The organism is Nocardioides sp. SYSU D00065, assembly GCF_017916425.1.
GTDB lineage: Bacteria > Actinomycetota > Actinomycetes > Propionibacteriales > Nocardioidaceae > Nocardioides.
On sequence record NZ_JAFMSX010000001.1, the window covers coordinates 172,506 to 185,696 of the forward strand.

The 13,191-nt window shown below is 71.8% G+C and carries 9 protein-coding genes; 2 read left to right on the forward strand and 7 right to left on the reverse strand.

The window, feature by feature from the left end; all coding sequences use genetic code 11:
• The 3 genes from J3P41_RS00895 to J3P41_RS00905 all read right to left on the reverse strand — a co-directional run bounded on the left by J3P41_RS00895 (position 1) and on the right by J3P41_RS00905 (position 8,045).
• Complete coding sequence (locus tag J3P41_RS00895; RefSeq protein WP_307861768.1) at positions 1-6,489, reverse strand: ThuA domain-containing protein; 6,489 nt, start codon at positions 6,487-6,489, stop codon at positions 1-3.
• Between the two features lie 327 nt (positions 6,490-6,816).
• A complete protein-coding gene (locus tag J3P41_RS00900; protein ID WP_210443339.1) occupies positions 6,817-7,434 on the reverse strand; it encodes a hypothetical protein in 618 nt (205 codons plus the stop codon).
• Positions 7,431-8,045, reverse strand: coding sequence for an FMN-binding negative transcriptional regulator (locus J3P41_RS00905; RefSeq protein WP_210443340.1), 615 nt, complete (start codon positions 8,043-8,045; stop codon positions 7,431-7,433). Before J3P41_RS00905 ends, J3P41_RS00900 begins: the two co-directional genes overlap by 4 nt.
• A 59-nt stretch (positions 8,046-8,104) precedes the next feature.
• Here J3P41_RS00905 and J3P41_RS00910 point away from each other — a divergent pair, with 59 nt between their 5' ends.
• Positions 8,105-9,634 (forward strand): ATP-dependent DNA ligase, encoded by a 1,530-nt coding sequence (locus J3P41_RS00910; RefSeq protein ID WP_210443341.1) that lies wholly within the window; start codon positions 8,105-8,107, stop codon positions 9,632-9,634.
• Between the two features lie 3 nt (positions 9,635-9,637).
• Here J3P41_RS00910 and J3P41_RS00915 read toward each other — a convergent pair whose 3' ends face one another.
• Entirely contained in the window at positions 9,638-10,489 is an 852-nt protein-coding gene (locus J3P41_RS00915; protein ID WP_210443342.1) for a serine protease, read from the reverse strand.
• Positions 10,490-10,543: 54 nt separating this feature from the next.
• On the opposite strand from J3P41_RS00915, the gene J3P41_RS00920 reads away from it, so the two are divergent.
• The gene (locus J3P41_RS00920; protein WP_210443343.1) at positions 10,544-11,248 is read left to right on the forward strand and encodes a TetR/AcrR family transcriptional regulator; all 705 of its coding nucleotides are present in this window, start codon (positions 10,544-10,546) and stop codon (positions 11,246-11,248) included.
• A gap of 31 nt (positions 11,249-11,279) precedes the next feature.
• Here the strand turns inward: J3P41_RS00920 and J3P41_RS00925 are convergent, their stop codons facing one another.
• From J3P41_RS00925 to efp, 3 genes are all read right to left on the reverse strand, one after another.
• A complete protein-coding gene (locus J3P41_RS00925; protein WP_210443344.1) occupies positions 11,280-12,086 on the reverse strand; it encodes a DUF1206 domain-containing protein in 807 nt (268 codons plus the stop codon).
• A gap of 65 nt (positions 12,087-12,151) precedes the next feature.
• The gene (nusB, locus tag J3P41_RS00930; RefSeq protein ID WP_210443345.1) at positions 12,152-12,562 is read right to left on the reverse strand and encodes a transcription antitermination factor NusB; all 411 of its coding nucleotides are present in this window, start codon (positions 12,560-12,562) and stop codon (positions 12,152-12,154) included.
• A 9-nt stretch (positions 12,563-12,571) separates the two neighbouring features.
• Positions 12,572-13,135 carry an elongation factor P gene (gene efp, locus J3P41_RS00935; protein ID WP_210443346.1) on the reverse strand — a complete coding sequence of 188 codons (564 nt, stop codon included), beginning with the start codon at positions 13,133-13,135 and terminating at the stop codon, positions 12,572-12,574.
• Positions 13,136-13,191 lie beyond the last annotated feature (56 nt).

Sequence of the window (13,191 nt, forward strand, 5' to 3'; positions counted from 1 at the left end):
TCAGCGGCGGACGGTGAACCTCCACGTGTCGACGCTCCGGTTGCCGAGCGCGTCCTTCGCGACGAGGCGCACGGTGTACCGCCCCGGGGCGAGGGCGCGCTTCGGCGTCCAGCTCACGCGGTCGCGTCGCGCGTCGTAGCGCAGGCCGCGCACCTCGCCGCCGTCGACGAAGACCTTCAGCCCGGACCGGCGCACCCCGGCATGCGCGTCCGTGACGAGCGCGCCCACCGTCGGCGTGCGATCCCGGGTCGTCCCCGTCGGCGTGACCTTCCGGATCCGCGGACCGCTGCGGTCGACCGTCCACGCGACCACCGCAGGCGTGGCGTCCACGCCACCGGCGCTGACCGCGCGGACCCGCACCTCGTGCGCACCGTCGGCGAGGTCGCGATAGGTCTGCGGGGAGACGCAGGCCTGGAAGGCGGACCCGTCGAGGGAGCACTCGAACCTCGCCCTCGCCGCCCCCGGGCCGGTCGCGGTGAACCCGACGCTCGCCGTCCGGGACCGGGTGAGGTCGCGCGGAGCGGCCGTGATCCGCGTGTCCGGCACGGGCTCGTCCACAGGCGGGTCGGCCTTGGTGACGGTCAACGTCACGGTCCCGGTGTCGGTGTCGGTGCCGTCCGTCACCACGTAGTCGAACGTGTCGTCACCGGCGTACCCGGGATCGGGGGTGTAGGTGACGGTGCCGTCGGCGGCCGTGACCGCCGTGCCGTGCGCCGGCTTCGTCACCGACTGCACGGACAGCTCGTCGCCCTGGTCGGCGTCGGTGTCGTTGGCCAGCACGTCGACCTCGACCGCGGTGCCCTGCCGCGTGGTGGCCCGGTCGTCGACCGCCTCGGGCGCCGTGTTGACCGGCTCGACGGGGTCCTCGCCGTCGACCAGGAAGGTGTCGAAGGAGACCTCGTCGCCACTCTGGTTCACCCCCGCGGCGAAGACGCCGAACCGCGGCGCCACCATCGGGTTGCTGACCGTCCGGGGCATGTCCACCCACGTCGCTCCGTCGTCGAACGAGACCGAGCCGGTGTAGGTGCTCCCGGCCTTGACCAAGCGCAGCCGCACGTCTCTGAGGTCGGCGCCGGCCGGCACCACGATCTCGGGCTGCGGGTCGGACCCCACGATCGCGTTGTCGACCTCGGAGCGCAGCTCGAACCGGTTCGGCGCGGAGCGCCCGTCGTCGGAGATGGCCACGAGCTTGATGTAGTTCGCGTCGTCGGAGTAGGCCATCAGGCCGGCCTGGCTCCAGCCACCGTCGAGACCCGTCACGTCTGCGTGCGTCTCGATCGTCCAGTCGTCGCCGGCGTGGTCGGGCGACTGCAGGACGAGGTTCGACTTGCTCGTACCGGTCTGGTAGATCTCGCCGGTCGTGGTGGTCAGGTACAGGCGCCCGTCGGCCACCTCGAGCAGGTCGGGGTCCTCGGCCACGATCGCGTTCCACCGGCACTCGTCGAGAGCGGTGCCCTCGAAGGTGTCGTCGGCGCTGTCGAGCCCGCAGTCCTCGAAGACGGTGACGGTGACCCGTGCGGTGTCGCTGCCGCCCTTGCCGTCCTCGACCGTGTAGTCGAACGTGTCGGTCCCGGAGAAGCCGCTGTCCGGGGTGTAGCGGACGGTGCCGTCGGGGTTGACCGCGGTCGTGCCGTGCGCCGGGTCGGTGGCGCCGGCAACGGTCAGGTCGTCGCCGTCGGGATCGGTGTCGCCCACCAGCACCGGCACGTCGACAGGTGTGTCCTCCAGCGTCGTGGCGGAGTCGTCGTCGGCCACGGGCGCGCGGTTCTGGGTGCTCGGCACGACGCGGAAGTAGTCGAACGTCGCGGTCCGGTCGGCCTGCTGGACTCCGAGGGCGAACAGCCCGAAGTCCATGTCGGCCGTCGGGTTGGGGACGGTGCCGATGGTCTGCCACTCCCCGCCGTCGAACGCCGCCTCACCGGTGTAGCTGTTGCCGGTCTTGGTCAGCCGCAGCCGGTACGACGTGACGTTGGCCGGTGCCGCGAGCTCCGGCTGCGGGTTGAGGATCGCGGCGTTCGACTCCGAGCGGAGCTCGATCCGGTTGATCCGACCCGCGTTGGTGTCGGCGATCGGGTCCAGCTTCACGTAGTTGTCGTCGTCGCCGTAGATGATCAGCCCGCCCTGGGCGTAGCCGTCGGTGAACGTCGTCGACATCCGCGTCTCGATCGAGTAGTCCTCGGTCGTGTTGGCGGCGGACTGCAGGACGATGTTCCTCGTGCCTGACGAGTCGGACGTCTGGTAGAGGTCGCCCGTGGTGGCGGAGATCGTCAGCGCACCGTTCTCGACGTCGTACAGCGAGGGGTCCTCGCGCACGATGGCGTTCCAGCGGCAGGTGTCCAGGCCGGCGCCGGCGAACTCGTCGGACGGGTCGGCGGCCCCGCTCGTGCCGTCCGGCTCGAAGCGGATCCAGTCGAACGTCGCCGTCGGGGTGGACGTCGCCCCGCCCGACACCGCGGCCGGACCGATCTTCGGCGAGGCGAAGGTGTTCATCGGCGCCGGTCGCCCGACGGGGTCGAACGTCTCGCCGTCGGTGGAGTACGACGCCCGCAGGTCGGTGCCGTCGGAGGTCAGCCGCACGTAGTACGTCGTCGGGAACCCGTCCGGGACGCCGCCCAGCTTGTCCTCGGCGTTGTTGCGCGGCACGCCCTGGGCCTCGTAGATGAACTCGACGTCGCGGTTGCCGCCGGCCGAGATGAGGTGGACCGAGGCCCAGTTCTCGTCGTCGGAGTAGACCCGCAGGCCGGCCTGGTGGTAGTTCTCGGTGACGTCGGCGGTGACCTTGGCCGTCACCTCGAACGCCCCGTCGGGGGCCTCCTGCACGATGATGTCCTCGGCGTTGCCGCCGATGCCGTAGAGGCTGCCGCTGCCGATCGGCAGCTGCAGGCCGCCGTCCGCCACGCGCCACTCGCCGCTGTCGCGGATGACGTCCCACTTGCCGTCCAGCGACGTCCCGTCGAACTCGTCGGACTGCTGGACGCCGCACGCGTTGAGCACCCTGATCGGGACCGTGGAGTATCCGCTGGCCCCGGACGTGTCGGTCGCGGTCAGGCGAGCCGTGTAGGTGCCCGGCTGGGTGTAGGTGTACTGCGCGTTCAGGCTGGTGGCGGTGTCGTCGTCACCGGGGACGCCGAAGTCCCAGCGGTACGTCAGCTCGTCGCCGTCGAAGTCCGACGCCGAGCCGGTGAAGTCGACTGTCAGCGGCGCGCTGCCCTGGGTGGGGGTGCCGTGCGCACCCACCTGCGGCCGCGAGTTGACCGAGACGCCCTTGCCGGCTGCGTCGAAGAAGTTGACGTTGAACAGACCGGTCGCGGCGGGGTTGGCGTTCGTGAACACCAGGAACAGCTCGTGCGATCCCTGCTGCGCCGACTCGGCGATGTCCATGTCGACGAATTGCCACTGCTGCCAGCCGCCCGTCACCGGGACGGCGACGGAGCCCGCCAGTGGGCCGGTGGGGCTGTCGAGGCGGGCCTCGATGGTGCCGCCGGCGCCGGCCGAGGCGACCCGGAAGCGCAGGCGCGGCACCTGGGACAGGCTGACGGGTGCGTACGACACGTGGTCGCCGGCGTCGATGTTGGACAGGTTGCGCGAGCCGCCGAGCGGATCGGTCGTGGCCTCGGTGAGGACGCCCTGCTGGCTGTCGAAGTGCTCGGCCTGCTTGCGCTTGGGCTGCAGGACGACCTCGTCCTCACCCGTCAGGGCGCGGACGCCGGCGGCGCCCTCGTCGGTGTAGCTGGCGTTGATCACCCCGAAGATGTCCGCCGAGGCGTCGTGGCCCTCGTCCCGCACGGTCGGCAGGACGACGTCGCAGCCGGTGCGCGAGCTGAGCGGGTGGCCGTGCGAGTCGTGGCCCAGGATGTAGTCGATCTCGACCTTGGAGCAGTCGATCTCCCCGTCCTCGGGGTCGGTCACGTTGACCTTGACCCGGACGGAGTCGCCGAACTCGAAGAACCCGCCGTCGGGCGGCAGCTCGATCTCGACGGTCGGCCGGGTGTTGCCGACCGTGACGACCGCGGTGGCGACGCCGGTGCGGCCGGTGGAGTCGGTGACGGTGAGGCGCGCGTCGTACACGCCGACCTCGGTGTAGACGTGGGTCGGGTTGGCCTCGGTGGAGTCGACCGTGCCGTCGTTGTCGAAGTCCCAGGCGTAGCCGGTGATGGCGTCACCGGTGTCGGGGTCGCTCGACCCCTCGCTGGAGAACTGCACCTCCAGCGGCGCCGAGCCGGAGTCGGGCGTGGCGGTGGCGGACGCCGAGGGCGAGCGGGCGCCGTCGTTGATGGCGTTGATCTTGTAGACCGCCGAGTTCTCGTTGCCGGTGAAGTAGCCGCCGTTGCCGTAGTCGAGGACGTAGAGGGAACCGTCCGGACCGAACTCCATGTCCATGGCGGCGTAGAGCGTCATCGAGTCGAAGAACGGGTCGATGCCGGCCACGTCTCCCTCGGCGTCCATCGCGACGTCGCGGATCCAGCCGCGGGTCCACTCACCGGCGAAGAAGTGGTTGTCGAAGTACTCGGGGAACTTCACGTCCGAGTCCAGCTCGGGGTCGAAGTTGTAGACCGGGCCGGCCATCGGGCCCTCGCCGCCCCCGCCGAACTCGTTGGTCGTCACGCCGTTGTAGGTGACGTTGCCGCCGTCGTACTTGATCCAGGCCGGCTGGGCCGGCGGCAGGGTGGTGAGGCCGGTGTTGCGGGGGCTGTTGTTGACCGGCGCGGTGCAGTCGAACTTCGGGCCGGTCGTGCCGGTGGCGAAGTCCCACTCGTTGTAGGTCTCGGCCTGCGTGTTGGTGCCCGCGCAGTAGGGCCACCCGAAGTTGCCCGCCTCGCGGATCTGGTTGAACTCCACGATGCCGCCGGGACCCCGGTTGGGGTTGGCACCGCCGGCGTCCGGACCGTACTCGCCGAGGTAGACGTAGCCCGTCTCCTTGTCGACGGTCATGCGGAACGGGTTGCGGAAGCCCATCGCGTAGATCTCGGGACGGGTCTTGTCTCCGGGGTCGGCCGCCTCGTCGAAGAGGTTGCCCTCGGGCACCGTGTAGCTCGCCTCGGTGGGGTCCGGCGTGATGCGCAGCACCTTGCCGCGCAGGTCGTTGGTGTTGGCGGAGCTGCGTTGGGCGTCGTACGCCGGGTTGCGGGTCGCGCGCTCGTCGAGCGGCGCGTAGCCGTCGGAGGCGAACGGGTTGGAGTCGTCGCCGGTGGACAGGTAGAGGTTGCCGTCGGCGTCGAAGTCGATCGCGCCGCCCGCGTGGCAGCAGATGCCGCGGTCGGCCTCGACGCGCAGCAGCTCCTGCTCGGTCGACGGGTCGAGGTCGTCGTCGACCATCTTCATCCGGGTCAGGACGTTGTAGCCCTTCCACACCTCGAAGTCCTCGGCGGTGCCGTCGTTGGGGGCGTCGCCGGCCGGGGTGTCCAGCGGCGGGGCGTAGTAGAGGTAGACCCAGCCGTCCTCCTCGAAGTCCGGGCTGACCGTGATGCTCTGCAGCCCGTCCTCGTCGTGGGAGTAGATCGGGACGTCGTGGAGGAGGGTGGTGTTGCCCTCGAGGTCGGTGAGGAAGATGCGGCCGTCGCGGGCGTTGTGCAGCACCCGGCCGTCCGGCAGCACCGAGATGCTCATCGGCTCCCCGACCTTGTCGACGCCCTTGGCGAGGGTGACCTGCTCGAAGGAGGCGTCGCCGGGCGGCACCGGGGTGCAGGCGTCGGGCGCCTGGCCGGCGGCGTACTGGATGCCGCCGAGCAGGTGGAGGCGGAAGAGCGGCTCGGAGAAGGAGGCGTCGGTGTGCCCGCCGCCGGTGTAGAAGCTGCGGCCGCCTTGGAACTCCTGGTACCACGCGATCGGGTGGTCGTCGTCGGTGGTGTTGCCGTCGTTCTCGACGTACGTCGACTCGTCGAGCGTCGCGAGGACCTTGATGTCGGGGTCCACCCGCGGGCTGTAGTCCGGTCCGCCGCCGTTGACAACCGGGTTCTCCGGGCCCTGGAAGTTGTACCACTCGTCGGTGCGGGTCCACTTCTCCGGCAGCGCGCACGAGGAGGGGTGGACCTGGTCCTCCACGTCGATGGTGGCGGTCGGCGTGCCGGCCGGGTGACTCTGGAAGTAGGCGCCGACCAGCTGGCCGTACCACGGCCACGTGTACTCGGTGTCCGAGGCGGCGTGGACGCCGACGTAGCCGCCGCCGGCCTGGATGTAGTCCTCGAACGCCGTCTGCTGGCTGGCGTTGAGCACGTCGCTGGTGGTGGAGAGCCACACCACGGCTTCGTACTGCTCGAGGTTCTCCGTGGTGAACTGCGCGGCGTCCTCGGTGGCGTCGACGTTGAAGCCGTACTGCGCGCCGAGGCGCTCGATGGCACGGATCCCCGCCCCGATCGAGCTGTGCCGGAAGCCGGCTGTCTTGCTGAAGACCAGGACGTCGTACGTCGGCGCCGCCAGGGCCTCGGCCGCGGCAGGCGCGGCGCCCGGGTCGGGCTCCCCGACAGACGCGGCGACCGGCGCGAGTGACACGCCACCGCCGGCTACCGCGGCTGCGACCAGCCCCGCGACGGATGTCCTGACACGTGCCGAGGGTGACCGAAACCTGCTCATGCTGTCCTGCCTTCTCGTGACGCGGGGTGGGCGGGGACGCGCGCGGACCCGCGGCGCGTCAGCGACTGCAGCAGAGCGGGTGTTCCCATCCGTGGGTCGCCCCTCTCCCGAGCGGCGACCGACGGCCGCCGTGACGCTCGTCACACTAGGCACCGCGATTCGTCGGCGTCAATGCACAAGTCGCCCACTTCTCACGACATATCGGCAGAAGTTGCCGCACGACTTCACAGAAGTGCGGCCAGCCACCTAGGCGGCTCGCTCGATGGTCGTCACGACGCTGGTCACCGACGGCCGCTGCGGGGTGCTCGAGAAGCCGAACCGGCAGGGCGGGTCGACGGGCGCGAGTGCGCCCACGTCGGTCCCCCGCCACTCCCCGGAGATGCCGGTGACGGACAGGACCGAGGTCGCGCCGTACCACTCCCGCCGGTCGTTGCCTGCCGTCCCCCGGGTCCGCACGCCCCGCATCACGACCCGTGCGACCGGGTCGGCCAGCGCACAGAACCAGGGTGCCGTGGCGACGCGTGCCGGCACGAGGCCCAGCAGGCGACCGAGCGGCGTGCGGGTCCCGAGCACCAGGCGCAGGGTCAGCGACGGCGTGCTCACCCGCCAGCCGTCGGCGGTGTCCGCGACGGTCACCGGCTCGATCGCGTGCTCGTCGAAGGCGTAGGTCGAGGCGACGAACTCCCGGACCCGTTGGTCGGGGGCCAGCAGGACCCGGTGGCCCGCAGCGTCCTCGACCATGACGTCGGCGAACGGGCCCCAGGGTGAGTCGTCCCAGCGGCCGACGACGACGCGGACGCCGCTGGTGCTGCCGACGCCGGCGATCCGGCCGGTGAAGCGCTCGCGGACGCGTCCCGCTCTCACGGCTGCACCAGGTCGGCGGGCTCGCGGCCGTCGGCACGCAGCCCCTCGGCGACACCCGCGCGGTCCTTCTCGGAACGGTTCTGGCTGAGCTTGGCCTTCGCCTCGACCGACTCCACCACGAGCTCGACGCCGACGATCGGCCGGAGGTTCTTGTCGAGGTAGTCGGACGGGGCGTCGGTGACGGCCCACGGCTCGTCCCGCGGCTCCTCGTGGCGGTCGGTGAGCCGGGTGACGAGGCCGCGCACCCACTCGGCGTCGTCGTGGATCCGTACGCTCCCGCGGAGGTGGACGACGGAGTAGTTCCACGTCGGCACGACCTTGCCGTGCTCGCGCTTGGCCGCGTACCACGACGGGCTGACGTACGCGTCCGGACCGGTCACGATCGCCAGCGCCGGCGAGTCCTGCACGACGCGCCTCCAGTGCGCGTTGGCCCGGGCGAGGTGACCGACGAGGCGGTCGCCCTCCCACAGCAGCGGCAGGAAGGTGGCGTCGGGCAGCCCGTCGTCGCCCACGGTCACCAGCTGCGCGGTGCCGACCGCATCGACGAAGGGGCGTACGTCCTCGGGGTCCATCACGTTGAAGGCCGGCACGTAGAGCTGGGCGTCGGGCATGGCCCCATCCTGCCCCTTCGGGCGGAGGCGGTGTCGGCGGCAGGCGGCAGGATGGGCGCATGCTGCTCGCCGAGCTCGTCGCCACCTCCGCCGCGGTGGCCGCCACCCGGTCCCGCAAGGCGAAGGTGGTCGCGCTCGCCGAGCTGCTCGGGCGGGTGGAGCCCGACGAGCTGGAGGTGGTCGTGTCCTACCTCGGTGGCGCGCTGCGCCAGCGGCGTACGGGCCTGGGCTGGCGCGGCGTGAGCGACCTGCCGCCGCCCGCCGACGAGCCGTCGCTGTCGGTGCTCGAGGTCCACGAGGCGTTCGAGGCCATGTCGCGGCTCGCCGGCGCCGGCTCGCAGCTCGCCCGCAAGCAGGCCGTCACCGAGCTGTTCGGGCGGGCGACCGCGCCCGAGCAGGCGTGGCTGCGCGCCATCGTCACCGGCAACGTCCGCCAGGGTGCCCTCGACGCGGTGACCCAGGAGGCCGTCGCGCAGGTCGCGCAGGTGCCGCTCCCGGCCGTGCGCCGTGCGGCGATGCTCGCCGGCTCGACCGTCGCGGCCGCCCGGGCGGCGTTCGAGGGCGAGGGTGCGCTCGCCGCGATCCACCTCGAGGTGGGCCGCCCGGTCATGCCGATGCTCGCCTCCAGCGCTCCCGACGTGTCCACGGCGATGGCCGGCCTCTCTCCCGACGGCGCCACCGAGGTCGCGATCGATGCCAAGCTCGACGGCATCCGCATCCAGGTGCACCGCGACGGCGCCGACGTGCTCGTCGTGACGCGCAGCCTGGACGACATCACCGCCCGGCTGCCCGAGGTGGTCGCGGTGGCGCGGTCGCTGCCGGCCGAGCGCGTCGTGCTGGACGGCGAGGCGCTCGCACTGTCCGACGACGGCCGCCCGATGGCGTTCCAGGACACCGCGAGCCGCACCGCGCAGGACACCGGCGTCGCGGTGACGCCCCACTTCTTCGACCTGCTCCACCTCGACGGCCGCGACCTGCTCGACTCCCCCGGCCACGAGCGGCTCGCCGCCCTCGACGCGCTCGTGCCCGAGCAGCACCGCGTACGCCGCCTCGTCACCTCAGACCCGCAGGCGGCCGACGCCTTCGCCCGCGAGACCGTCGCCGCCGGCCACGAGGGGGTCGTCCTCAAGGACCTGTCCGCGCCCTACGCCGCCGGCCGTCGCGGCTCCGCCTGGGTCAAGGTCAAGCCGAGGCACACGCTCGACCTCGTGGTGCTGGCGGTCGAGTGGGGCTCCGGGCGCCGCGAGGGATGGCTGTCCAACATCCACCTCGGCGCTCGTGACGAGTCCTCGTCGACGGGCTTCGTGATGCTGGGCAAGACGTTCAAGGGGATGACCGACGAGATGCTGGCGTGGCAGACCGAGCGGTTCACCGAGCTGGCGGTGTCCCCCGGCACGGTCCGGGACGGCTACGTCGTCGAGGTCCGCCCGGAGCAGGTCGTGGAGATCGCCTTCGACGGGCTGCAGCGCTCCACCCGCTACCCTGGCGGCGTCGCGCTGCGCTTCGCGCGGGTGCTGCGCTACCGCGACGACAAGCGCCCCGACGAGGCCGACACCATCGAGACGGTGCGCTCCCTGGCCGCCGGCTGACCGTCAGCGGCGCGGCTTCGCCAGCCGGCAACCCGGCGTGCCCAGGTCGAGGACGCGTCCCGAGTCGAGGCAGGTGTGCAGCCACCAGGTCTGCTGCCCGTAGTTCATGTCGCGGACCATCCGCACGCGACCGCGGCGGTCCTCCTCACAGGCCGAGTCGACGCACCGGCGACCGCCGACGTAGGCGGTGTTGGCGAGGCCGACCACCTCGCCGGTCTCCCGGTCGACGATCGGCGAGCCGGAGTAGCCGCCGCGGATCCCGCAGCCCGCCCGGGCCGGCAGCCGGATGGAGTCCCACCAGTCCCAGGAGCGCTCGTGGACGCGGTGCGCCGTCCCGGCGGTCGCGCACGCACGCTGCTCGGTCCAGTAGCCGGACGGGATGCGGATCCGGTCCCCGCGCGACGGTCCCTCGACCGCCAGTCCGAACGGCGTGACGCCGCCGGCGACGAGGTCGGCGTACGTCTCGCGCAGCTCGAGCACGGCCAGGTCGGTGCGGTACATGGTGGCGTAGGCGAGGCGGACCGCCCGCGCGGTCACGGCGACGTCCCCGCGCCCGTCGAGCAGCTCGACCTTCGTCCCCGTCCTCCGGTCGACCAGGGTCTCCCGCGCGCCCAGGAAGGGGACCCGCACGCAGTGGCCGTTGGTGAGGACCACGGCTCGATCGGTGTCCAGGGCGGCGGGCCAGCGCACGACGGCGCCCGAGCAGCCGGGCAGCCGAGCGGTGCCGGCGAAGCGCTGCGGGTCGGCGGCCGCCGACGACTTCGCCGGTGTGGCCGAGGCCGGTGGCAGCCCGCCGGCGAGACCGACGAGAGCGGCGAGGACCAGGCCGGCGAGACGGCGAGCGCGGGGAGCCATGGCGGCATCGAACCACAGCCGACGCTGCGTCGGCTGCTCCCTAGACTGACCCGCATGAGCCCGGATCCGTCGTCCGCACCGACGCCCGGACGCGCCGGCACCGCGACCGCCCGGCGGCGCCTGCGGGAGGCCGAGATCATCTCCGCGACCCGCCGCCTCTTCGACGAGCGCGGGGTCCGCGACGCCCAGATCGAGGACATCGCGAGGGCCGTGGGCATCAACCGGGCGATCATCTACCGCCACTTCACCGGCAAGGAGGAGCTGTTCAGCCTCACCCTGGTGCAGTACCTCGACGAGCTCCGGGTGGCTCTGTCCGAAGCCGCCGTGACCGCCGCCGAGCCCCGTGCCCAGCTGCAGCGGCTCGTCGAGGCGTTCGTCGACTACGGCCTGGCCCACCCGGCGTTCGTCGACTGCGCCCAGGCGATCATGCGGCGTCCCGGCGGCGACCTGCTCGAGGAGGTCAGCGAGAGCGCGATGTACCGCCTCGGCCAGGCGATCGGCGGGTGCCTGTCGGTGCTCACCCACACCATCGAGGCCGGCGTCGACGCCGGCGAGTTCCACGTCGAGGACCCCGGCCTGCTTGCCAACATGCTCTATGCCAGCGGGTTGGGCACGCTCCAGCTCGGTCGCGTGGCGATGCTCGTCTCGGAGCAGGCGCCCGGCGTACCCCAGATCAGTCGCGTCACCGCCGCGCAGGTGCGCGACCACATGGTCGCCTCCGCGCTGGCGGTCGCGTCCGGCGCACCGGCCGCCCGCTGACCCGTACGGGCCATGCGGAGGTGCGCCGGGCTCAGCGCGACAGGTGCCGCGCGCGGGCGAAGCAGAACACGCCGTAGCCGGCGATCCCGACGCCGATCGCGACCAGCAGCACCTGCCCGAAGGGCTGTTCGAGGACGGTCTGCAGCGCCTGGTCGAGGCCACCGGACTCCTTCGCCCGGTGCGTCAGCGCGGCGTAGCAGAACAGCCCGCCGACGATGCCGATCGCGACGCCCTTGGCGATGTAGCCGATCTTGCCCAGCAGCACGTACGCCGAGCCGTCGGTACCGGACTTCCCCTGCGCGTCGAGGTGCTCGGTGAACTTCTCCGACCAGCCGCGCCACACCAGCGACCCGCCGTACGCGACGACGGCCAGGCCGACGACGCCCACGATCCACTGCCCGGCCGGCAGGTCCATGAGCTTGGCGGTGGTCGAGTCGGTGCCACCCCCGGAGCCGCTGCCGGTGGCGGTGCGCACCGCGCTCCAGCCGATGGCGCCGTAGATGATCGCCTTGCCGAGCGACGTGGCGCGCTTGCGCCACCGCACGGTGTCGTCGGACTCCTCGCGGTGCCCGAAGCCGGCCTCCAGCAGGCGCCACAGGACCAGCAGGAACATGCCGAGCGCCACCAGCCACACCAGCACGCCGCCGAGCGGCTGCTCGGCGAGGTAGTGCATGGCGCCGCTGTTGGAGGCGCTCTCCTCCTTCTCGCCCAGCGCGAGCTGGACCGCGAGCCACGCGACCAGCAGGTGCACCACGCCGTACGCCACCAGCCCGGCTCGGATCGCGTGGTCGAGCCAGTCGCTGTCGCGGACCTGCTCGGCGGTGTCGGCGGCGTTCATGGCGTCAACCTAGGGCGTCGCCGTGACCACCGGCGAGCCGTGGCCACACCTGGGGGTGGAGCGGATCAGACCAGGCTGGCGCGGTCGCGCATGACCGAGCCGAGCAGCCCGTTGACGAAGGCCGGCGAGTCGTCCGTCGACAGGTCCTGGACCAGGTGCAGCGCCTCGCTGACGGCGACCGTCTCCGGCACGTCCGCGTCGCCCCACAGCAGCTCGTAGACACCGATGCGCAGCACGTTGCGGTCCACCGCCGGCATCCGGGTGAGCGTCCAGCCCTTGCTGTAGGTCGTCAGCACCTCGTCGATGCGGTCCCGGTGCTCGACCACGCCGCGCACCAGCGTGCTGGTGTAGTCGTTGGTCGGTCCCTCGCCGGCCTCGATGGCGCGCTCCAGCGCGAGGACGGGGTCCTCGGAGCGGAGCTCGGAGGCGAACAGGATGTCCAGCGCGCGCTTGCGGGCCTTGGAACGAGCAGCCACGTGGTGCGCTCAGCCCTTGACGCGGCCGAGGTAGGACGAGTCGCGGGTGTCGACCTTGACCTTCTCGCCGGTGGTGATGAACAGCGGCACCTGGATGGTGTGGCCGGTCTCGAGCGTGGCGGGCTTGGTGCCGCCGGTGGAGCGGTCGCCCTGCAGGCCCGGCTCGGTCTCGGCGATCAGCAGCTCGACGGAGGCCGGCAGCTCGATGAACAGCACGCGGCCCTCGTTGGTGGCGACGATCGCCTCCTGGTTCTCCAGCATGAAGTTCTTGGCGTCGCCGACCACCTCGGGCGCGACCTCGAGCTGCTCGTAGGTGCTGGTGTCCATGAAGACGTACGACGAGCCGTCGTTGTAGAGGTACTGCATGGTGCGCTTGTCGACGTTGGCCGTCTCGACCTTGGTGCCGGCGTTGAAGGTCTTGTCGACGTTCTTGCCCGACTCGACGTTCTTCAGCTTGGTGCGGACGAACGCCGGGCCCTTGCCGGGCTTGACGTGCTGGAACTCGACGACGGACCAGAGCTGACCCTCGAGGTTGAGGACCATGCCGTTCTTGAGGTCGTTGGTGGTTGCCATGTGCTCTCTGTCCGCCTTCGTCGAGTCCGTCGAGTTGTCAAGGATGCGCGGGCGCC

Coding starts and splice junctions, on each gene's coding strand:
- J3P41_RS00905 (WP_210443340.1), bottom strand. CDS start 8,045: ATGCCCGACGCCCAGCTCTACGTGCCGGCCTTCAACGTGATGGACCCC.
- J3P41_RS00910 (WP_210443341.1), top strand. CDS start 8,105: ATGCTGCTCGCCGAGCTCGTCGCCACCTCCGCCGCGGTGGCCGCCACC.
- J3P41_RS00915 (WP_210443342.1), bottom strand. CDS start 10,489: ATGGCTCCCCGCGCTCGCCGTCTCGCCGGCCTGGTCCTCGCCGCTCTC.
- J3P41_RS00920 (WP_210443343.1), top strand. CDS start 10,544: ATGAGCCCGGATCCGTCGTCCGCACCGACGCCCGGACGCGCCGGCACC.
- J3P41_RS00925 (WP_210443344.1), bottom strand. CDS start 12,086: ATGAACGCCGCCGACACCGCCGAGCAGGTCCGCGACAGCGACTGGCTC.
- efp (WP_210443346.1), bottom strand. CDS start 13,135: ATGGCAACCACCAACGACCTCAAGAACGGCATGGTCCTCAACCTCGAG.